We start from the raw sequence: 20250 nt of genomic DNA on the forward strand, positions 1-20250 counted from the left end.
TTCGAGCGTCACTGAGGCGGGTTCGACGGCCTCGACGAAAGCGCGGCTCGACATGGCCGATGTGCAGTGCGGATGCATCCGCGTTTCACGCCGACGCTGGCCGCCATGCCGCCGCGCAGAGGTGTTATGGCGCGAGCCGGCTGTTTTTCATGGCGCCATGATATGTGTAGTCCATGATGAGGTGATGGACGTGGCCGGTCGGAGGGGGCACCGCAATTTTGTCCGCGCCCGTTGGTGCGTTGGAGGCGTTCCCATCCCAGCGGGAGGGCGGAAAATGCACCTCGGTGAGCGTGCTCGGCAGACTCTCTTTCTGCGTATGTCTCTTGATCGTCGGGCCGCCCTTTTGGGGCGAGATGTCGGCGTGCGCGCTCCTGATATACGTGCTGTCGAGATCGATGGCCTCGAGATAGCTGCCGTGAGTCGAGATCCGGTTGTAGAAATTGGCATGGTAGGCGATGCCGGAGCTGAAACTGGTCGAGCCGATCTCCACGTGATTCATCGACAGGGGAAGAGCCGGCGCGTCCGCCGGCGGATTGATCACCTTGTCACGGACCACCGTCAGGATTTCATATAGCGTATCGAGCGGCCGGTCCGCGAAGACATCGTTGGCGGCTGTCGGATGGTTCGCGGCCGCGTTGCGCATCATCGCAATGAGCAATGGGAACTTCCGTGCCGCCCCCAATTGCGGGGCCGTTATATTGAGATATCTCTGCGCAAGATCCTTCCAGTCGCTTCCCCAGCTGTCATAATTTCGATCGTCGGCGATGATGTGGGCGACGGGCTTTCCCCCCGGCTTATCCGGATAGACCTGAACCGGTGTGGGGTGGAAGAAGACGTGAAGCTTGTGGGAAACGATGGTGCCATCGGGCACGAAGGCGACGACCCAGAAGATAGCCCCTTTCTTTTCGACCTTGAGACGTGCCGTTTTCCCACTGATCTGGGGCAGATCGATCCATCTGGTTTTGCCACTCCCGAGGAAGGATCCTGGGTCGATGGCTTTCCTGGAGGGCGCCGTTCCCGGCGTAACCGAGCCTTCGACGGTCACATAGATCGAAGGGTCGGTCATCGCGAAATTGAGTATCGGGTGCGGCGGCGGCTCGGGAGGCTCAGGCGGAAACGGAGGGGATGGCGGGACAGGGGCAGGCCCGTTTTCCCTTGCCAACATTTCGCTATCCAGGCTCGCGATGGTCATTTTGCCGACGATATTGTCGGCCTGAGTCTGATAGGCGCGATTGATGATGTTGCGCTTCTGCTTGTAGGACAGCACGGCCGCAGCCGTCGCCGGTCCATAAATCTCGTCCCGCGCCAGCGTGGCGCCGTCGAGCTCGGTCAGGGCTTGCTGGATCTTGCCGACATGGGGGCCGCGGGAGCCGGGCATGATATGCGCGGCATCAAGTTGCGCGGCTGCTTCCAGCTTGGGATCGCCGCGAAAGAGCTTGGATTGCAAGGCCATGGGATCCCGCTCTCATCGCGGCCATAATCACAAATCCTAGCGCATCCATGGCGGCGGAACAATTAGGATCACCGATTCGAAAAGTTTCTCGAGCATCGGTTGCGGGGCGGCCGCGTCCCTGAGGCCGTCGCCGAAGAAATTGAAGGCGAGCACGACCAGCATCGCCGGGATCATCGGGATCAGCAGCCAGGGATAGAGGTTGATGGCGCCCAGATTCTGGGCGGAATTGAGCAGCACGCCCCAGCTCGCCACGGGCGGGCGCAGGCACCCATCATCTCGGCGGCATGCACGAAATCCTCGTTGCGCAGCGATTTCACTTTCGAGCGCACCGCCAGCGACAGGCCCGGCCAGTCGAGCAGGCCGAGGATGTGCCGGAAACCGAGGAACATGGGATTCAGAGCTTCCTCTACCGGGGCGGCAGCCTTTCGATCCGAAAGCCTGCCGCTATCTCACTCCTTCCCGGTCTGGATGCGGCCTGAGACTGTGCGGGACCGGAGGCCAGGAATGGTCCGGCACCGGTTCCTCAGACGATGGCGGCCCATCCAATCACCACGATAAGGATCATGGTAATCGCAGCGCCTGAGACATAGAGAACGGTTCGCACGCTGCCGCCTTTTGCCGCGTTGCCGCCTCGCAGGTAGACTGCAACATGAGCCAGCCGGATCGCTACGTGGAGCCATACCAAAACGGCGAGCAAGGTCGGCCCGACGCCCACCATCATCGCCAGTACGGCCGGCACGACGAAAGGGGCAATCGCCTCGACCGAGTTCAGATGCACACGATCGATGCGGTAGAGCAGGTTCTCGTCATCCGCCGGCAGCACAGGGCCGGAGAGCGCTCCGGCCCTGCCCTTGGAATATCCTGAAGTGACGGCCAAGACGACGGAGACCAGGCAGAGCACGAGCACTCCGATGATGCTGAAGGTGTAGGCTGCCATGTGATCTCCACGGATTAGAGCCATGGTGAGCGCGGGGATGGAGCAGGCAGGCGGCCGAACGATCGCCATCCAACCGGCGGCGGATATCAGGTCTGTGCGGCCACCAATTCTGCGAAGCGACGCAGATAGAGCGGCCAACCCTGGTCGCTGGCAACGGCGTCGCGCTCACCTTCCCAACCCTGGCCATGGCGTTCGAGCTTCCGGTGCTCGAGCTCGACTCGGGTGCGGCTCGCCGTTTCGGCAATGAACTGCACCTCCCATTCGCTGGTCTTTTCCGGATCGGTCTCGATCTGCCATCGCGGGCTGATGTCCCAGCTCAACAGCACCCGATGAGGTGGCTCATAAGCCAGCACGCGTGCCCAGCGGCATTCGCTGCCGTCGATGCCACGGTCATAGATATTGCCGCCGACCCGTGGCTCAAACACGGTTTCGGCGATGTCGATGCCGAGCAGGTTATGCTCACGGGGCTTGAACCTGCCGAATTGCTCGGTGAAGACCTTGAAGGCGCGCTCGATCGGCGCCTCGACCACGATGGATTGCTTCACGGTTGAGGGTGTTACATGAGAGCTCATTACTGTTCCTCTGCCGGTTGCTCGGCGGCAATCTTGTAGGCCGCGAGGGTATCGCTCCAGAAACGGTCGAGCCAGGCGCGCATCTGGCCAAGCCCATGCGGATCGATGTGGTAGACGTTGCTCGCCCCCTTTGGCTCCGAACGCACGAGCCGCGATTCACGCAATACCTTCAGATGCTGCGAGACAGCCGACTGCGAGACGGAAACATGCCGGGTAATCTCGGCAACGGAGCGCGGATGCTCTGCGATCAACTCGAAGATCGTTCGACGGGTCTGGTCGCCCAATGCGGCCAGTTGCACGCTATCAACAGCCATGACTTATGATTAGTATAAACTGATAATAATGTCAAAACGACGCCGCGGGGCTCTCCGTCCCGCATCAGCCTTTCCGATCCTGACTGACCGTTCTCCGGCTCAATGATAGGGATCGGCCGCGTCCCTGAGGCCGTCGCCGAAGAAATTGAAGGCGAGCACGACCAGCATCACCGGGATCATCGGGATCAGCAGCCAGGGATAGAGGTTGATGGCGCCCAGATTCTGGGCGGAGTTGAGCAGCACGCCCCAGCTCACCACGGGCGGGCGCAGGCCGAGCCCGAGGAAGGACAGCGCCGTCTCGCCCAGGATCATCGCCGGGATCGATAGGGTGGCGCTGGCGATCAGATGGCTCATGAAATTGGGCAGGAGGTGGCGGCCGATGATGCGCGCGCGCGAGGCTCCCATCATCTCGGCGGCATGCACGAAATCCTCGTTGCGCAGCGATTTCACCTTCGAGCGCACTGCCAAAGCCAGGCCCGGCCAGTCGAGCAGGCCGAGGATGATGGTGATGCCGAGAAAGACGATCACCGGGCTCCAATTGGCCGGCAGGGCCGCGGACAAAGCGAGCCAAAGCGGCAGTTCGGGCAGCGAGCGCAGCACCTCGATCAGGCGCATCACCAGGGCATCGACGATGCCGCCGACATAGCCGGCGAGGCCCCCCAGCGTCAGGCCGATCGTGAAGGAGACCGCGATGCCGATCAGGCCCACGGTCAGAGAGATGCGGGCGCCGTAAATGATGCGCGAGAGCATGTCCCGGCCAAGCCGGTCCGTCCCGAGCAGGAAGGCGGTGCCGTTTTCAGGCGGGCAGACCAGGTGGAAGTTGCCCTCGAACAGGCCCCACATCTTGTAGCGCTCGCCATGGCAGAAGAAGCGCAGCGGCTGGGGTTTGGTCTTGTCGACCTGATAGATGCCGGGAAATTGCGGGCTTTCGATATCCCGGATGGCGAAGCTCACGGGATAGACGAAGGGGCCGACGAACTGCCCGTCATGGAACAGATGCACGCTCTGCGGCGGCGTATAGAGATAGTCGGCATTGCGCTGGTTCAGGGAATAGGGGGCGATGACTTCCACGAAAGGCAGCGACAGATAGATCAGCGCCAGAAAGATGCCGGCGAATAGGGCCGGCCGATTGCGCCGGAATTTCCACCAGATCAGCGTGGCCGAGGAAGCGCGATAGAACCGCTCCTCCTCGGCCGTCATCTTCTTGGCGACATAGGGGTCGAAGGGAGCGGGATTGACGTAATGGGGCGATCGCAGTTCGGTCATGGATCGTCCTATTTGCCGGTGCCGATACGAATGCGCGGATCGAGCACGGCAAGGGCGAGATCAGCGATGAACATGCCGACCACGGTGAGGAAGGCAACGAAGAGCAGGATGAAGCCGGCCAGATACTGGTCCTGGATGCGCAGGGCCTGCACCAGGATGGGGCCGATCGTCGGCAGGCTCAGCACGATGGAGACGATGGCCGAGCCCGAGACGATGCTGGGCAGGAGATTGCCGATATCGGCCACGAAGGGATTGAGCGCGATGCGGAACGGGTACTTCAGCAGAGCCCGGCCGGGCGGCAGCCCCTTGGCCTTGGCGGTGACCGTATATTGCTTGGCGAGCTCGTCGAGCAGGTTGGCGCGCAGCCGCCTTATCATGCCGGCAGTGCCGGCGAGGCCGATCACCACCACCGGCACGATCATATGGCTGAGGAAGGAGCCAAGCTTGCCGAACGACCAGGGCGCATCGGTATAATCGGGGCCGAACATGCCGCCGATCGAGATGCCGAACCAGCGGTTGAGATAGAACAGCAGCGCGAGGGCGAGCAGGAAACTGGGCGTCGCCAGGCCGATATAACCCAGGAACGTCACCAGATGGGCACCGACGGAATTGCGGCGGGTGGCCGAATAGATGGCGATCGGGATGGCCACCAGGTGGATGAAGACGATCACCGCCAGGTTGAGCAGGACGGTCAGCAGCAGGGCGTCACCCACCACCGCCTTCACCGGCTGCTCATATTCGAACGACCACCCCCAATGGCCCTGCAGCAGGCCGTTGAAGCCGTTGGGCCCGGGCAGCACGCCGAGCCAGGTCGCGTATTGGTGCAGCAATGGCTTGTCGAGGCCGTATTGCACCCGCATCGCCTCCGCTTTGGCGATGCTGGCAGTCTCGCCCTGGGCCCTCAGTTCGTTGATCTTGTTGGTGAGGAAGTCGCCCGGCGGCAGCTTGATCACGATGAAGATCAGGAGCGAGATCAGCAGCAGCGTCACCACCATGGTGGCGAAGCGGCGCAGCACGTAACGCATCATGGCGTATTCCCCGTCACGACGATGTTGTCGTAGTAGAATTCGTCGACGCGGTAGACACCGATCAGCGCGGTCGGTTCCCAGGAAAAGACCGCCTTCTTGGGGATGTTGCGGATGGCCTTGTTGACGATGATGGGCTTGAGTGCGCCCTGCACGGTGCCGATGCTGAACTGCTGGTCGGCATGGAGGGCGAGCATTTCGCGCCAGACGGCTGCCTGGGCGTTGAGCGTGGTGGCATTCATCCACTGCTCCCACAGGGACATCAATTCGATCGCCTCGGGCATATCGGGTTTTTCACCCGCCATGCCGCCGGTTTCGGCATATTGGCCCCATTTGGGCCAGGAGTAATTGTCCTGGCGCAGGGGCGCCAGGCCGTTGGGTGGCATCAACGCGGTCGGAATGGCATTCTCCAGGCCTTCGCTCGCCACCATCAGGGTCATGCCCGAGAAGGAGCGCTTGGCAAGGTCGTTGCTGTCCTCGGCCTTCACCACCACCTTGAGGCCGACATCCTGCCAGAACTCGCTGGTGATCTCGAGCGCGTCGGCGATGTCGCGGGCATTGCCTGCCACCTCGACGATCAGTTCCGCTTCCCGACCGTCGGGCAGCAGGCGGAAGCCGGCCGCGTTACGCTTGTTGAGGCCGGCTTCGTCCAGCAGCTTCTTGGCGAGCGCCGGGTCATAGGTCGCCCAGCGCTTGCGGTCGTCTTCGCTGTAGAGCGCGCTTTCCGGCATCACGGTGTTGTTGCCCTCGATGCCGAGCCGGAACCACAAGGAATTGTTGAGCGTGTGCCGGTCGATGGCCATGGACAGGGCCCGGCGGAAGCGCACGTCCCTGAGCACCGCCCGCCAGACTGCGTCGTTGCAGGTGAGGTTGGGGTAGAGGGCGAAGGCGGAGCCGCGTGCGATCGGCCAGGCCAGCGTGCGATAGGCGTGGCTGGCTTCGCCTTCCTTGAGCGTGGGAATGTCGCTGGTGCTCAACCCCCAGGCCAGCAGGTCCACCTCTCCTGCATTGGCCTTGGCGGCGAACAGACCGGCGGACGAGATCGAGACCACGATGCGGTCGATATAGGGAAGCTGCCGCCCGCGCGGGTCGACCCGGTGGAAATAGGGGTTGCGCTCGAACACATATTGCTGGGCCGGCGGCTTGGTCACCACATGCCAGGGGTCGAGCGTCGGCATATCGGGGTTCGAGTTCGTGTAGGGATCGTCGAGCTTGTTGTAGAGCGCGGCCCAGGAGGTCATCTGCCGGTCTGCGGTCATCTGGGCGAGCTTGTTTGCATCCCCGTACTTCTTGTGGAACTGCTTGAGATAGTGAGCCGGCGAATAGATCCAGTTCGGCGCAGGCGCTGCCAGCGAGGGCAGGAAGGCCGGATTGGGCTTGGACCAACTGTAGCGGATATGGGTGGCGTCGAGTATCTCGACCTTCGGCTTCTCGCCGTCGACCAGCATGAAGGCAGGTGGGCCTGCGGGATTGATCTTGGGGTTGAGGGCGACATCCTCCCAGTAGAAGCGGAAATCCTCGGTGGTGAAGGGGGCACCGTCCGACCAGCGATGGCCCTCGCGCAAGGTGAAGGTGAAGACCTTGTCGTCCTGGCTGTCGACGGCCTGCAGGATGTCCGGCTCGAGGTTGAGATGCTCGTCATAGCCGAGGAGGCGGGTATAGCCGATGACGTTGATGTAGCGCAGGTCCCGGGCCTTGGCGGCCAGGGTGCGGATTTCGCCGCCATAGTCGCCGAGGCTGCGGTTGCGGGCGAGCATGTCGGCCACCAGCGGCACCTTCGGCATGCGGTCGAGCAGCGGCGGCAGGGCGCCGCTGGCGATCTTGGCCACCAGGGAGGGCGGCTCGGCGGGCGCCGGCGGCGGATCCGCGACGGCCGGGCCGGCCAGGAGGAAGGCGAGGCCCAGTGCGGCCGCAAGTCGCTTCAGGACGGTGTTCACGCCGCTTCTCCCCTGCGCTGGTCGGCCGCCGTGGCGCCGAGGCGGACGAAATGGCGGGGCTCGACCTCCACCATGACAGGCGGCGGTGCATTCGGTGCGATGGTGAAGGGAGCGGGCCAGTGCTCGGGCTGGGAGGCGCCGCCGGTCTTCAGCTTGGCGAAGTCGAGCGGGCTGGCGAGGTCGACGTCCGGAATGGCCTGCAGCAGGGCCTTGGTATAGGGGTGCTGGGGCGAACGGAACAGCACCTCGCGCGGGGCCTGCTCCACGATATGGCCGCGGCACATCACGGCGATATCGCGGGCCATGTATTCGACCACGGCCAGGTTGTGGGACACGAAAAGGTAGGAGACGCCGAGTGCCGCCTGCAAATCCTTGAGCAGGTTGAGGATCTGGGCCTGGACCGAGACGTCGAGAGCCGAGGTCGGCTCGTCACACAGGATCACCTTGGGTTCCAGCGCCAGGGCACGGGCTAGGCCGATGCGCTGGCGCTGGCCGCCCGAGAAGGAATGCGGATAGCGGCGCATATATTGCGGCTCCAGCCCGACCAGTTCGAGCAGGGACTTGACCCGTTCATGGCGTTCGTCGGAGGTGCCGATGCCGTGGATCCGCAGGGGTTCCGACAGGATGTCGAACACCGTCATGCGCGGGTTGAGACTGGAGAAGGGATCTTGGAACACGAACTGGACGGAGCGGCGGTAGGCCTTGAGCGCTTCGCCTTCCAGCGTGAACACGTCGCGCGGGCCATCGCCGTCATCGAAGCGAACCTCGCCGCTATCCGGGGCGCTGCCGGGGGCGCGCATGATCATGCGCGACAGGGTGGTCTTGCCCGAGCCGGATTCGCCGACGAGGCCCAGCGTGGTGCCGCGTTCGAGCGAGAGCGAGACGTTGGTCAGCGCCTGGATCGTCTCGCTGCGGCCCGACCACATGCCCGATCGCATCGTGAACGTCTTGGAGACGTTCTCGACCTGAAGCACCGGGCCGCCGCCTGCCGGCGCCGGGGCAGGCGCCGCCGCTCCGCGGGGCGGAACGGCGATTTCCCGCAGGGGCTTCAGTCTTTCGCCCGGCTTCATATTGAAATGGGGCACGGCCCGCATCAAAGCCTTGAGGTAGTCATGCTGCGGGTTCTGGAAGATGGCGTCGCGGCCGCCGAGTTCCATCACCTCGCCGCGATACATCACCACCACCTCGTCCGCCATGTTGGCGACCACGCCGAGATCGTGGGTGATGAAGATCACCGCCATGCTCTGGTTCACGGCGCTCTTGGCGTCCTGGATTTCCTTGATGAGGGCGAGGATCTGCGCCTGCGTGGTGACGTCGAGCGCCGTGGTCGGCTCGTCCGCGACCAGCAAGGCGGGCCGGCAGATCAGGGCCATGGCGATCATGGCGCGCTGGCGCATGCCGCCCGACAGCTCGAAGGGATAGGTGGTGAGCATGCGCTTGGGATTGCGGAAATGGATCTTGGTGAAGAGATCGAGCGCCCGTTCATTCGCCTCGCGCCGGGAACAGCTCGTATGCACCATCAGCGCTTCGGTAACCTGGTCCCCGATGGTGTGCACCGGCGACAGCGAGGTCATCGGCTCCTGGAAGATCATGGCGATGCGCGCACCCCGGATGGCGCGCATTTCAGGCCCGTTCGGACTGAGCTTGACGAGATCCGTCGTCGTGCCGGTGGCAGGGTCTCTGAACAGACAACTGCCGCCCGTGATCCGCGCAGTCTTGGACAGCAGGCCCATGATGGCCTGGGCCGTCACCGACTTGCCGGATCCGGACTCACCAACCACCGCCAGCGTCTGCCCTTCGAAGACGTCGAAAGACACGTTCTTCACCGCGTGAACCAGACCGGTGTCGCCCTGGAAGTCTACGCTGAGATCGCGCACGCTCAGCAACGGCTGGTTGATCATTCCCGCTCCGCAGTCTCTCCGATGCCCGTTTTCCGGTGCTTGTCGGTTGCCAGACTATTCCCACGCGCAATCGCGCGCCACTGCTATCTGGCGTGTGTATCGTTTTTCGATCCAGTGCTTCATGCAAATAACGCGCATGCTGGCATGAAGCGTATATTCGCGTGCTTCTTGAGCCTTTCGAACAATCTATCCAGGAAACTCCAAATCCAGGCGTCGTGTACGAGGTGATGCGTCAGTATGCCCAAGGGTTCGTCATGTTCAAGGGCGCGGATGCATTGTGACAATACCAAAACAGGATCGAGGAGGCCGCCACCTTGTTTCCAGGCGATCGGATCGACGTGAATATTGACGGCGGTAAGATCATGCAGGCGGGCGGCGAGCCGCGGGCCGGCGACGGACAGGCCGCAAAAGCCGAGGGCGGCGAGGCCGCCGATCAGTGCCGGATCGATGCGGTTCCAGGGCGGCACGAGGACGGGCAGGCAGCGCTCCCCGAAGCGGGAGCGTAATGTCGAGAGGCCCCGGCCGAGTTCCGCCAGCATTTCGGCGACGGCACGGTGGCCGAGTTCCTGCTTCTTGGCGCCGGGCGGGGCATGATTGGCATGGGCATAGCCATGCACCAGCACATCGACATGCCGTTCTTCGGCGATCGCCCCGGCGAGGCTGGGTGAGGCGGCGGCCGGAATGACGGCCAGCGACAGCGGCAGGGCGTGCCGATGCGCCAGGGCGAGCAGGCGGTCGAGCGCCGGCGTGGCGGCGACGGCGTCGTCGTCGCGCCACCACAGGCGAATTTCGCGGCGGGCAGCGAGGGCCTCGTCGAGCCGCGTCCAGGCCTGGGTCAGCTCTTCGGCACGCTGCGCCGCCGCCTCCACCGCCCGCACGCTGGCGGCAATGCCGTCGAGGGCAAGGACCGGCGCCTCGCCGGGCGTGCGCGCCAGGGCGGCCTTGACGGCTGCCGCGAGGGCGGGACCGGAGAGATCGGCCTCGCCGACGATGCCGGCGAGGCCGAGAGCATGGAAACACTCGGCGCGCAGGCGCTGTTCGGCCTCCTTGCCCTGCTCGAACGGCACCACCACCGCCGGTACGCCCGCGCGGGCGAGGTCGATCATGGTGTTGTAGCCCGCCTGGCTCACCGAAGCGGCCGCCCCTGCCAGCAGGGCTGGAAAGTCCGGCCTGGCGCGCTCGACGATGACCCGTGGCCCGGCATTGGCCGCCAGTGCCTCGAAATCGGCCTCGGTGACGCCGTGCCCGACCAGCAGGCGCCAGCGCGCGGGCGTGTCGGCAAGCGCCGCGGCTTCGATGGAGGCGCGGTAGAGCGGCAGGCTGGCGGCACTGCCGCCGCCCGAGACCAGGATTTCGCCGGAGGGGACGCCTTTTACGGGTTCGGCCGTGTCGGCGATGTAGCCGGTATAGGTCAGGATGCGCTCCAGCCCCGGGCTGGTGGGCCAGGAAGCCGATAGCGGCGTGACCACGGCATCGCCATGCACCAGCACGCCGTCATAGAAGCGGACGAGGACGGCCTCCGTCTCCTCCACCCGGCTCGGCTTGGCCGGCGGGTTGAGGATGTCGCGGATGGAGGAGAGGATGGCCACCGGTCTGGGCCGATCGCGCGCCGCCTCGAGCAGGGCTCGGAATTCGGCGGCGAGCTGGCGCCGGCCGAAGGGGTAGGTTTCGGTCACGACCACGTCGGGGTCGGCAGAGGCGAGTGCCGCCAGGATCGCCTCGATGCGGGCTTGCCGGACATCATCGCCGATTTCCTTGCCATCCGCGCCGAGCAGGGTGCGGAAATCGACGCCGACGCAATGGACGGGCGGCAATTGCACGAAGGTTGCCCCCTCGACCCGGATCAGGGGAGCAGGCCGGCCGCCGCTGACCAGGGTGACACGATGGCCGGCGGCGACCAGCCCGCGCGCCAGGGCGGCCGCACGGGCGAGATGGCCGACGCCGAGCAGATGAGTAACGAGGATGAGGACCGAGCGGCTCATGCGGCGGGCTTTCCCGGTTGGACAAGCGGCAGCAAGAGCTCGCGCAGGCGGCCGGAGGCGGAGGCGAGCGAGCGCTCCTGCCGGGCAAAGGCGAGGGACTGGCCGGAGAAAAGCTGCCGCAGCGCGGTGTCGCGCATCAGCCTGGCCAAAGCGGCGCTGAAATCGGCGATGTCGCCGGGCTTGGTCAGCAGACCGGTGTGGCCATCGCGAACCACCGAGCCGACGCCGCCGAAAGCGCCGGCGACCGCGGGGCAGCCCTGCAGGGCCGCCTCCAGGAAGACCATGCCGAAGGCTTCGTTGACGGCTGGCCAGGCCAGCAGATCGGCCTGGGCGTAAAGCAAGGCCAGCCTGGCGCGGTCGTCGATGCGGCTATGCAGGGCGACCCGCTCGCCGAAGGGGGCGAACAGCGCCTCGACCTGGGGCCGGGCAGGGCCGTCGCCGACGATGTCGAGATGCCAGGGATGATCGCCGCCGAGCCCGGCAAGGGCTGCCGCCAGGATTTCATAGGACGCCAGCTTGTCGCGCTCGCGCATCATGGCGACGCTGAGAAGGCGGCAGAAGCCGGGCGCGGGCCGGCTGCGCTCCAGCAACGGCCAGCCCGCCGCATCGATGAAGGGGGGCAGGTCGACCAGCGCCTGTCCATCGGGCCTTGCCGCTTCCAGCATGGCGCGGTCATTCGGGTTGAGGATGAGGATGAGGGTGGCTGCGTCGAGCGCGGCCTCCGCCTGGGCATGGCCCCTTGACCAGGCTCCCTGGGCCCGCTTGGGAGCCCGTGATCCCTCCGCGATCACATAGGGGATGCCGAGGGCGCGGGCGATCGCCGGACCGACGAGGTCGGGCGCCTTGTAATAGACGTGGTAGGTGAACCACAGGGCGGGCCGTTCCTGCGGGTGCTCGCGATAGAGGGCAAGCAGGCGGCTCGCTTCCGCCTGTGCCGGCTCCGAAAAATCCCGCCCCCCGGCGGAATCCGCCGTCCTCAGCGTCGAAGCGACATCGGCCTCGAAGCCGGCGCCCTGCAACGCGGCGAGGAAGAGGCGCGCCGTTTCCCGATCGCCCGAGGGTGTCGGGTGGTCAGGGGGCTTGAGCGGGGCGTAAAAGGCGATCCGGGCCATGGGAAGCGGTGAACTGCTTGAGCGCTGCGGGAGGCCGTTCCCGCAGACGGGACAGACCCCTCCGCTTAGCCCGCGAACGTTGGCTACACAATCCCTGCCTTCTCCCATGGGCTAACGCCGGGATTGTTGTTTATCAACGCTTTGGCGTGGTCGCAGTCTTCTCGTAGAAGAGCACCCGGTCGGCTGGCAGGAGCTGATCGAAATAATCGAAATCCCGAATGTTGCTGGTGAGCACAGTCCAGCCATTCTCCATAACCTGCAGATAGAGGCCGGCATCATCGAGGAGAGATTGGTTCACGCGATGGTCTACGTCAGACAGACGGGCCACCAGGCCGGCCAGCATGCCCGCTTCACCGCTTGCTGTATGCGAAGGGGACGAGAGCCGGTGGCCCGGAATATCTTCGATCGTGTGCCGTATTTCGCGCAGAACGTTCTTGGTCGCTGGGTGCTTCGGGTCGAGGCGGTCGAACAGATGCGTCAATTCGGCCAGACAGATCGTGGAGTGATTGATGATTCGCGCGGAAAGCAGATCGTCGACGCTCGCCGGTGTATGCCCTTGCAGTATGTCGATATAGACGCAGCTGTTGATCAGTAATTCGGTGCCGGCCGAAATCGGTGTCATGACGAATGGCAGGTCGGCAGGAGGCCGTTGCCGGATTGTATCGGCGATACGTTGCGGTTTGACGCGTCGAAGCGCGCGCGCCAGTTCAAAATTCAAGATCGATGTCTTTCTCGATCCGACCCTTGCGGCGGACGAGCTTGGTCCCGAAATCATCCTCGAGTGCGACCTTGGCCAAAGCGTATTCCAACAGTTCAGTGTCGGATGCGATCCCCGATTTCTCCTTGGCCGCCGCCACCAGGTTACGCTGCACGCGCCCGCCGATCCGGCCATTTTCGCCGCCAAGCAACCCAAGCCGGCGCGCCGTATCGATCACCGTCTGCCTCCTCGGGTTCTGGGAAGGTGTCGGGCTTTGATGGGGCAATTTCAGCATTGGGGCTCCTCGTTGGACAAAATGGCAATTCTGTCCAACGCATTCAATTGCAGTCTGGCATCTTAGCGCGTGAAGCTCACCACATTGCCGGCATCGACATTGAGGAAGTTGCCGGTGGACTTGGCCGAGAGGTCCGAGGCGAAGAAGTAGACGGCCTCGGCGATGTCCTCGGGATAGACCGAACGCTGCAGCAGGGAACGCTTGCGGTAGAACTCCTCCAGGTCGTCCTCGCCGATCTTGTTGGAGGCGGCGCGCTGCTGGCGCCATTCGCCCTGCCAGATCTTGGAGCCGCGCAGCACGGCGTCGGGATTGACGACGTTGACGCGGATGCCGTGCGGGGCCCCTTCCAGGGCCATGCAGCGGGCGAGATGGATCTCCGCCGCCTTGGCGGTGCAGTAGGCCGAGGCGCCGGCTGAGGCGGAGACGCCGTTCTTGGAGGCGATGAACACCAGGGAACCGCCATTGCCTTCGGTCTTCATCAGGCGATAGCCCTCGCGCGCCACCAGGAAATAGCCGGTGGCGAGGATGGAGATGTTGCGGTTCCACAGTTCCAGTGAAGTGTCCTCGACCGCAGCCGCCGAGGAAATGCCGGCATTGTTGACCACGATGTCGATGCCGCCATAGCTGCGCGCCGTTTCCTCGAAGGCGGCGATCACGCTGGCCTCGTCGGTGACGTCCATCGCGATGCCACGCACCCTGTCCTTGCCGAACAGCTTGCCGAAATCGGCGACGGCCGCGTCGAGCGAGGCCTGGTCGATATCAGCCAGCACGGCATTGGCGCCCTCCTGCATCAGGCGGGCGGCGATCGCCCGGCCGATACCGCCGGCGCCGCCGGTAACCAGGGCGGTGCGGCCAGCGAGGCCCTTGGGCTTGGGCATGCGCTGGAGCTTGGCTTCCTCGAGCAGCCAATATTCGATGTTGAAGGCTTCCTGTTCGGGCAGGCCGACATAGGTGTCGACGCCGCTGGCGCCGCGCATCACATTGATGGCGTTGACGTAGAATTCGGCAGCGATGCGGGCCGTCGCCTTGTCGGCGGCGAAGGAGAGCATGCCCACACCCGGCACCAGATAGATCACGGCATTGGGGTCGCGCATGGCCGGGGAGTCAGGATGCTTGCAACGTTCGTAATAGGCGGCGTAGTCGGCGCGATAGGCCTCGATCAGCGTATCGAGCGAGGCGATGGTGGCCTCGATATCGCCGGCGAAGGGGATCACCAGCGGGCGGATCTTGGTGCGCAGGAAATGGTCGGGGCAGGAGGTGCCGAGCGGCGCGAGCTTGGCGAGCGCGTTCGAATTGACGAATTCCAGCACTTCCGGCGCGTCGGTGAAATGGCCCGACTTGGCCTGGGCCTTGCCGATGCGGCCGCGGATGGCCGGCATCAGGCGGGTGGCGATGGCGGCGCGCTCGGGGCCGGGCAGGGAGGTGACCTTTTCGCCCTCGAAGGCCGGCTTGCTGGCCTTGGATTCCAGCCAGTCCGCGGCCTTCTGGATGATGCGCAAAGTGAGCTGGTAGCAGGCCTTGGCATCGTCATGCCAGGTGAACAGGCCATGGCCGCCGAGCACCACGCCGGTGAGATGGGGGTTCTCCGTGGCCAGCCTGGAGAGCTTCAGGCCGAGGTCGAAGCCTGGGCGCTGCCAGGGCAGGAATCCGATCTCGCCGCCGAAGATGTCCTTTGTCAGCTTCTCGGCGTTCTGCGAGGCGGCAATGGCGATCACGGCGTCGGGATGGACGTGATCGACATGGATCTTCGGCACGAAGGCGTGCAGCGGCGTGTCGATGGAGGCCGCCCGAGGATTGAGGTCGAAGGTGCAGTGCGGCAGATAGCCGACCATCTCGTCCTCGTGCGCGAGGCCGCGATAGAGCCTCTTCAGCGCTTCGAGCTTGTCGAGATAGAGCGTCGAGAAGCCGTCGAGCTTCATCGAACCGATGTCGCCGCCCGAGCCCTTGACCCAGAGCACGGTGACCTCCTGACGCGTCAGCGGATCGGCCGCCTTGACCTTGGCGGAAGTGTTGCCGCCGCCGAAATTGGTGATGCGCAGGTCCGAGCCCAGCAGGTTGGAGCGATAGAGCAGCTTGCCCGGCTCGTCGAGGGAGGCGGCGACCGCGTCGTCCCAGAGATCTGTGAGTCGTGCTGAGGCCATGGCGTGCGTTTCCTGTGTCATTGTTTCCAGACCTTATGAACGCTCTCGCTCATGGTCAATCAATATCGCTCACCACATGCGCATAATTTGTCGTGCAGTGCAGCAAAATGCGCGTTTTGTTGACATGAATGAGCGAATGGGCAAGGCTGTGAGCGAATTGGAGGGGGCATGCACGAACAGGAACGCTGGCAGGCCATCGTCAGGCTTGTACAGGAACGCTCGGTGATCTCGGCGCGCGAGCTTGCGGCCGTCACCAGGGCCTCGCCGGCAACCATCCGCCGCGACCTCACCCATCTTGCCGCACAGGGCATGGTCCGGCGCATGCATGGCGGCGTCCGGGCGCTGGCCTCGCCGGAAGGAAGCACGCTCGAGGCGCGGCGCTTCGGGGTCAGCCAGGCCCTCAATGCCGGGCGCAAGAGAGCGGTCGCCGAGCGGGCGGCGGCGCTGTGCCGCGATGGCGAATCCATCATCATCAACGGCGGATCGACCACCTTCCACATGGTCGAGTTCCTGCGGACCTCGCGCCTGCAGATCCTGACCAATTCCTTCCCGATCGCCGCGGCGCTGATGCAGGACAGCGACAATCGCATCATCCTGCCGGGCGGCGAAATCTATCGCGACCAGAGCCTGATCCTCTCGCCCTTCGACCAGGACTCGATCCAGCACTACACGGCCTCGAAAATGTTCATGAGCGCGGCCTCGATCGGACCGCTCGGCCTGATCGAGAGCGATCCGCTGATCGCGCGGGCGGAAGCCAAGCTGCTCACGCGCGCGGCCGATCTCATCGTCCTGGCGGACTCCTCGAAGTTCGAGCCGCGCGGCTCGATGGCGGTGGCGCCGCTATCGCGTATCCGCCGGCTGATCACCGATGACGGCATTCCACCCGCCGCGCGCGACATGCTGGCGGAGGCCGGCGTCGAGGTCGAGATCGTTGTCGTGGATGAGGGCTGAAGGCGGCGACGGTCAGGCGGTCACATCGACCTGCAATCCGGCTGCCTTCCATTCCGGAAAGCCGTCTTCGAGGCGCCGGATCCGATATCCCTTGGTGCGAAGCAGGGCGACGGCCTCGAAGGACAGGACGCAATAGGGCCCACGACAATAGGCCACGATTTCCTGGTTCGGCGGCAGTTCGGAAAGACGCCGTTCTAGCTCGTCGAAGGGCAGGTTGAGGGCACCCGGCAGATGGCCGAGCGCGAATTCGTCCTCCGGCCGCACGTCGAGAAGGGTTATGCTGCCGTCTTCGAGGCGGTCGAGCAGTTCCTCGCGCGAAACCGGTTCGAGCCGGTCGAGCCGATCGAAATAGTCGGTGACGATCTCGCGCACCTCGGACTGGCTGTGCTCGGCATAGCAGCGCAGGGCCGACAGCAGTTCGAGGATCGGGCCGTCGCCGAGCCGGTAGAGAACCCGGTTGCCGACGCGCCGGGACTGGACGAAGCCTCCCCGGCGCAGGTGCTGGAGATGCTGGGATGCATTGGCGAGGGACAGGCCCGTGAGCTGCGCCAATCGTTCGACCGAGCGTTCGCCCTGGGAGGCATGCTCAAGCAATTCCAGCCGATGCGCATGCCCGAGCACCCGTGCCAGATCTGCAAACTGCTCGAAAAGACGATTCTTTGCACTTGCCATTGACAGAATTCTAACATCAGACAAGAATTCAAGCAATTAGTTGAATAGTTGATTTGTAGCCCGTTCCGATTGCCGATCGAGAGGAACTCGCCCGTGTCGTCCGGCCTCCCCATGCATCGGCAGGTTCTCCTGCTTGCCGCGGCCCAAGCATTGTTTCAGACCGCCTCCGTCCTCGTGATGACGGTCGGAGGCCTTGCCGGCGCGCAGATCGCCACCCGCCCGGAATGGGCGACCATGCCGATTGCGGCCATGTTCCTCGGGACGGCGCTGACGACCTTTCCAGCATCGATGTGGATGACGCGGGTCGGACGGCGGGCCGGCTTTACCGCCGGAGCGCTCCTCGGCGCGGCGGGGGGCCTGGCGGCGGCGGCCGGCCTCTGGCTCGGCATGCTCCCGCTGTTGTCGCTGGGCACTTTCCTCGTTGGCGTCTACCAGGCTTTCGCGCAATTCTACCGTTTCGCGGCCGGCGAGATCGCGGACGAGGCCTTCCGGCCGCGCGCGATCTCGCTGGTGCTCGCCGGCGGCATCGTCGCCGCGCTCGGCGGCCCCACGCTCGGCCGTCTCGGTGCGCCTTTGCTGGAACCGCATTATGTCGGTTCCTTCCTGCTGCTGACGCTGGTCTCCATGGCCGGTGCCGGCGTGCTTCTCGGCCTGCATATCCCCGCTGCGACGGTGGAGGCCGGCAAGACGGCCGCCGGCCGGCCGTGGCGGACCATCGTTTCGCAGCCGGCCTATCTCGTCGCCCTGTTCGGCGCGGCGACCGGCTACGGCATCATGATCCTGGCGATGACGGCGACGCCGCTTGCGATGGTTCATCACCACCATGATCTTTCCGTCGCCGCGATGGTTATTCAGCTTCACGTCCTCGGCATGTTCCTGCCATCCTTCTTCACGGGTTCGCTGATCGCGCGTTTCGGTGTGCTGCGTATCATGCTGGCCGGCGTCGTCCTGCTCGCCGGCCATGTCCTGATGACGTTGAGCGGTGTCTCGTTCGGCTCCTTTGCCTCGGCGCTCGTGCTGCTCGGCATGGGCTGGAACTTTCTCTATATCGGCGGCACGACCCTGCTGACCGCCACCTATACGGTGGCGGAGAAGGGGCGTGCACAGGCAACGAACGACATGACCATCTTCGTCGTGGGGCTCGTCTGTTCCTTCAGCGCCGGAGGCCTGCTGCAGGCTTTCGGCTGGCAGACGCTCAACCTGCTGCTGCTGCCCTGGATGGCGATCGCCGGGCTGGCCATTTTGTGGCTGGGTTGGCGCCGGCGGCGTCTCGAGCCAGCCGCCGCCCCCTGAGATGCGGGCCGAGCGTGGTGGAAAACCCTAGCCGAACCCGGCATTCGATGGGCCTGCCCGGTGAAATTCTTATCAGCCCCGCCCACCAATCGAGGTTGCCAAGCCGGGGGCCCTTTACGCGGAAGGCTCAGGGCAGCAGAATGCCGCGGCATCGGAAAGAAAAGGGGCATGACGGCAATGGCGACCTCAACCGCATGGCCAAGCACCACGTGCAGACGAGGCCTCCTCCGGCGCCCGATCACAACGAGGCCGGCAATGCCGAGTTCGCGCTTGCGAACCCGGACCTTTGTCATTCTTCTCGTTCCTATTCCTCGCTACGCTACTTGCGCCCGCGCCCGCAGAGTTGTGGCGTCGCTCTCGAGTTGGTCGACTGCGATATCGTCGCGATAGGTTTCCGGACCCATCCATACGGCATAGGCCGTGCAGAGGCCGAGGAAGATAGAATAGAGCGCTACCGGCCACGATGAGCCTGAAGCCCACGACACCATCAAGGTCGCCAATGCGGGTGCTGGGCCGCCGGCGAGAAGCGACCCGAGCTCGCGCGCGAAAGCGAAACCCGAGAAGCGGCGCGCCGGCCCGAAAAGTTCGGAGAAATATGCAGCCTGTACGCCGAACATCATACCGACCGCTATCTGCGCCAGCCAGAACGCGGCGATCGAAGCCAGGAACGATTTCGACTCGAGAAGCCAGAAAAACGGGAACGCGATGAGACATCCAAACAACGCGCCGGCGATGTAGACCGGCCGTCGGCCGATGCGATCCGACAGCGCGGCGAAGCCGATCACGCAAGCTATCTGTACGACATAGCTGGTCATCAGCACGAACAATGATTGATCCTTGGGGAACTCGAGCGTGTTCACCGCGTAGCTAAGCCCGAATACCGGGAATAAATAGCCAAAGCCGTTCTCGGCAAGACGCGCGCCGAGAACGACGAAGAAGTTGCGCGGTTGCTTGGTCAGGGACTCGACGATCGGATTTTTCGATTTCTTTTCCGGCTCGGCGGCAATCGTCTCGAACACCGGTGTTTCATCGATACGGTAGCGCACGAACAAACCGAACGCGATGATGACGATGCTGGCCAGGAATGGCAGGCGCCAGCCCCAGTCCATGAATTGCTCTTGCGGCAGTTGCGAGACGAGCCAGAACGCGCTCGATGCCAACATCATTCCGAGGCCGACTCCGGCGGGCGCAAATGAGCACCAAAAGCCGCGCTTGCCGACCGGCGCATACTCGGCGAGCAGGATGACGGCGCCCGTATATTCGGCGCCTGCACCGAAACCCTGCATCAGACGCATGGTGACGAGCAGGATTGGCGCCCAGATGCCGATCTGTTCGTAAGTCGGCAGCAGGCCGATGAGAACTGTGCCGATGCCGACCATCATCAAGGTGATCAGCAGCACCGGTTTTCGGCCGATGCGATCGCCGAGATAGCCGAAGAACAGGCCGCCGAAAGGGCGAGCGATGAAGCCGACGCCGAACGTTGCGAGGGCTATCAGCGTGCCCTTGCCGCCGAAATCGGCAAAAAACAGCTTGCCGAACACCAGTCCGGCGGCCGTCGCATAGATGAAGAAGTCGTACCATTCGAGCGCAGAGCCGACGCAAGACGCGACAATGACCTTGCGCGGATGCATTTCCATCGCAGCTTTTGGCATAGAGGATCCTCCCCGGAGGCATTTGTTTTGTATCGAATGACCGGCGCCTC

Annotated in this window: 17 protein-coding genes and 1 pseudogene; 2 read left to right on the plus strand and 16 right to left on the minus strand. The window is 64.3% G+C overall.

Annotation, left to right across the window (positions count from 1 at the left end):
- Positions 1–124: 124 nt before the first annotated feature.
- The 14 genes and pseudogenes from C5L14_RS05890 to C5L14_RS05955 all read right to left on the minus strand — a co-directional run bounded on the left by C5L14_RS05890 (position 125) and on the right by C5L14_RS05955 (position 15632).
- On the minus strand, positions 125–1453 hold the full coding sequence (locus C5L14_RS05890) for a peptidoglycan-binding domain-containing protein (RefSeq protein ID WP_105861098.1): 1329 nt from the start codon (positions 1451–1453) through the stop codon (positions 125–127).
- A gap of 36 nt (positions 1454–1489) precedes the next feature.
- A pseudogene (locus C5L14_RS05895) lies at positions 1490–1875 on the minus strand (hypothetical protein); the annotation flags it as partial.
- Between the two features lie 101 nt (positions 1876–1976).
- Entirely contained in the window at positions 1977–2390 is a 414-nt protein-coding gene (locus C5L14_RS05900; protein ID WP_105861099.1) for an MAPEG family protein, read from the minus strand.
- A gap of 86 nt (positions 2391–2476) precedes the next feature.
- Positions 2477–2962 (minus strand): SRPBCC family protein, encoded by a 486-nt coding sequence (locus tag C5L14_RS05905; protein WP_105861100.1) that lies wholly within the window; start codon positions 2960–2962, stop codon positions 2477–2479.
- The gene (locus C5L14_RS05910) at positions 2962–3276 is read right to left on the minus strand and encodes an ArsR/SmtB family transcription factor (RefSeq protein WP_105861101.1); all 315 of its coding nucleotides are present in this window, start codon (positions 3274–3276) and stop codon (positions 2962–2964) included. The genes C5L14_RS05905 and C5L14_RS05910 overlap by 1 nt, the downstream gene beginning before the upstream one ends.
- Before the next feature lie 99 nt (positions 3277–3375).
- Positions 3376–4542 (minus strand): ABC transporter permease, encoded by a 1167-nt coding sequence (locus C5L14_RS05915; RefSeq protein ID WP_105861102.1) that lies wholly within the window; start codon positions 4540–4542, stop codon positions 3376–3378.
- Between the two features lie 8 nt (positions 4543–4550).
- On the minus strand, positions 4551–5570 hold the full coding sequence (locus C5L14_RS05920; RefSeq protein WP_068291068.1) for an ABC transporter permease: 1020 nt from the start codon (positions 5568–5570) through the stop codon (positions 4551–4553).
- Positions 5567–7504, minus strand: a complete 1938-nt coding sequence (locus C5L14_RS05925; protein ID WP_105861103.1) for an ABC transporter substrate-binding protein — start codon at positions 7502–7504, stop codon at positions 5567–5569. The genes C5L14_RS05920 and C5L14_RS05925 overlap by 4 nt, the downstream gene beginning before the upstream one ends.
- Positions 7501–9405, minus strand: a complete 1905-nt coding sequence (locus tag C5L14_RS05930; RefSeq protein WP_181161041.1) for an ABC transporter ATP-binding protein — start codon at positions 9403–9405, stop codon at positions 7501–7503. The genes C5L14_RS05925 and C5L14_RS05930 overlap by 4 nt, the downstream gene beginning before the upstream one ends.
- 119 nt (positions 9406–9524) lie before the next feature.
- Complete coding sequence (locus C5L14_RS05935; RefSeq protein WP_105861104.1) at positions 9525–11387, minus strand: glycosyltransferase; 1863 nt, start codon at positions 11385–11387, stop codon at positions 9525–9527.
- Positions 11384–12499 carry a glycosyltransferase family 4 protein gene (locus C5L14_RS05940; protein ID WP_105861105.1) on the minus strand — a complete coding sequence of 372 codons (1116 nt, stop codon included), beginning with the start codon at positions 12497–12499 and terminating at the stop codon, positions 11384–11386. The genes C5L14_RS05935 and C5L14_RS05940 overlap by 4 nt, the downstream gene beginning before the upstream one ends.
- A 133-nt stretch (positions 12500–12632) precedes the next feature.
- Positions 12633–13217, minus strand: coding sequence for a type II toxin-antitoxin system VapC family toxin (locus tag C5L14_RS05945; protein ID WP_210203209.1), 585 nt, complete (start codon positions 13215–13217; stop codon positions 12633–12635).
- Positions 13207–13491: a hypothetical protein gene (locus C5L14_RS05950; protein WP_105861106.1), complete on the minus strand. Its 285-nt coding sequence runs from the start codon at positions 13489–13491 to the stop codon at positions 13207–13209. Before C5L14_RS05950 ends, C5L14_RS05945 begins: the two co-directional genes overlap by 11 nt.
- 62 nt (positions 13492–13553) lie before the next feature.
- The gene (locus tag C5L14_RS05955) at positions 13554–15632 is read right to left on the minus strand and encodes a bifunctional rhamnulose-1-phosphate aldolase/short-chain dehydrogenase (RefSeq protein ID WP_245443265.1); all 2079 of its coding nucleotides are present in this window, start codon (positions 15630–15632) and stop codon (positions 13554–13556) included.
- A 168-nt stretch (positions 15633–15800) separates the two neighbouring features.
- Here C5L14_RS05955 and C5L14_RS05960 point away from each other — a divergent pair, with 168 nt between their 5' ends.
- Positions 15801–16583 carry a DeoR/GlpR family DNA-binding transcription regulator gene (locus C5L14_RS05960; protein WP_105861108.1) on the plus strand — a complete coding sequence of 261 codons (783 nt, stop codon included), beginning with the start codon at positions 15801–15803 and terminating at the stop codon, positions 16581–16583.
- Between the two features lie 12 nt (positions 16584–16595).
- Here the strand turns inward: C5L14_RS05960 and C5L14_RS05965 are convergent, their stop codons facing one another.
- Positions 16596–17255 (minus strand): ArsR/SmtB family transcription factor, encoded by a 660-nt coding sequence (locus C5L14_RS05965; RefSeq protein WP_105861109.1) that lies wholly within the window; start codon positions 17253–17255, stop codon positions 16596–16598.
- Between the two features lie 93 nt (positions 17256–17348).
- On the opposite strand from C5L14_RS05965, the gene C5L14_RS05970 reads away from it, so the two are divergent.
- Positions 17349–18548 carry an MFS transporter gene (locus C5L14_RS05970; RefSeq protein ID WP_245443267.1) on the plus strand — a complete coding sequence of 400 codons (1200 nt, stop codon included), beginning with the start codon at positions 17349–17351 and terminating at the stop codon, positions 18546–18548.
- Between the two features lie 314 nt (positions 18549–18862).
- Here the strand turns inward: C5L14_RS05970 and C5L14_RS05975 are convergent, their stop codons facing one another.
- Positions 18863–20200, minus strand: coding sequence for an MFS transporter (locus C5L14_RS05975; RefSeq protein WP_105861111.1), 1338 nt, complete (start codon positions 20198–20200; stop codon positions 18863–18865).
- Positions 20201–20250 lie beyond the last annotated feature (50 nt).

It is taken from the genome of Labrys okinawensis, assembly GCF_002982075.1.
Taxonomy (GTDB): Bacteria; Pseudomonadota; Alphaproteobacteria; order Rhizobiales; family Labraceae; genus Labrys; species Labrys okinawensis_A.

Bases quoted from the DNA above. Each gene is read 5' to 3' on its own strand.
- C5L14_RS05930 (WP_181161041.1), bottom strand. From the start codon at position 9,405: ATGATCAACCAGCCGTTGCTGAGCGTGCGCGATCTCAGCGTAGACTTC.
- C5L14_RS05940 (WP_105861105.1), bottom strand. From the start codon at position 12,499: ATGGCCCGGATCGCCTTTTACGCCCCGCTCAAGCCCCCTGACCACCCG.
- C5L14_RS05890 (WP_105861098.1), bottom strand. From the start codon at position 1,453: ATGGCCTTGCAATCCAAGCTCTTTCGCGGCGATCCCAAGCTGGAAGCA.
- C5L14_RS05955 (WP_245443265.1), bottom strand. From the start codon at position 15,632: ATGGCCTCAGCACGACTCACAGATCTCTGGGACGACGCGGTCGCCGCC.
- C5L14_RS05965 (WP_105861109.1), bottom strand. From the start codon at position 17,255: ATGGCAAGTGCAAAGAATCGTCTTTTCGAGCAGTTTGCAGATCTGGCA.
- C5L14_RS05935 (WP_105861104.1), bottom strand. From the start codon at position 11,387: ATGAGCCGCTCGGTCCTCATCCTCGTTACTCATCTGCTCGGCGTCGGC.
- C5L14_RS05950 (WP_105861106.1), bottom strand. From the start codon at position 13,491: ATGCTGAAATTGCCCCATCAAAGCCCGACACCTTCCCAGAACCCGAGG.
- C5L14_RS05960 (WP_105861108.1), top strand. From the start codon at position 15,801: ATGCACGAACAGGAACGCTGGCAGGCCATCGTCAGGCTTGTACAGGAA.
- C5L14_RS05975 (WP_105861111.1), bottom strand. From the start codon at position 20,200: ATGCCAAAAGCTGCGATGGAAATGCATCCGCGCAAGGTCATTGTCGCG.
- C5L14_RS05910 (WP_105861101.1), bottom strand. From the start codon at position 3,276: ATGGCTGTTGATAGCGTGCAACTGGCCGCATTGGGCGACCAGACCCGT.
- C5L14_RS05915 (WP_105861102.1), bottom strand. From the start codon at position 4,542: ATGACCGAACTGCGATCGCCCCATTACGTCAATCCCGCTCCCTTCGAC.
- C5L14_RS05905 (WP_105861100.1), bottom strand. From the start codon at position 2,962: ATGAGCTCTCATGTAACACCCTCAACCGTGAAGCAATCCATCGTGGTC.
- C5L14_RS05900 (WP_105861099.1), bottom strand. From the start codon at position 2,390: ATGGCAGCCTACACCTTCAGCATCATCGGAGTGCTCGTGCTCTGCCTG.
- C5L14_RS05920 (WP_068291068.1), bottom strand. From the start codon at position 5,570: ATGATGCGTTACGTGCTGCGCCGCTTCGCCACCATGGTGGTGACGCTG.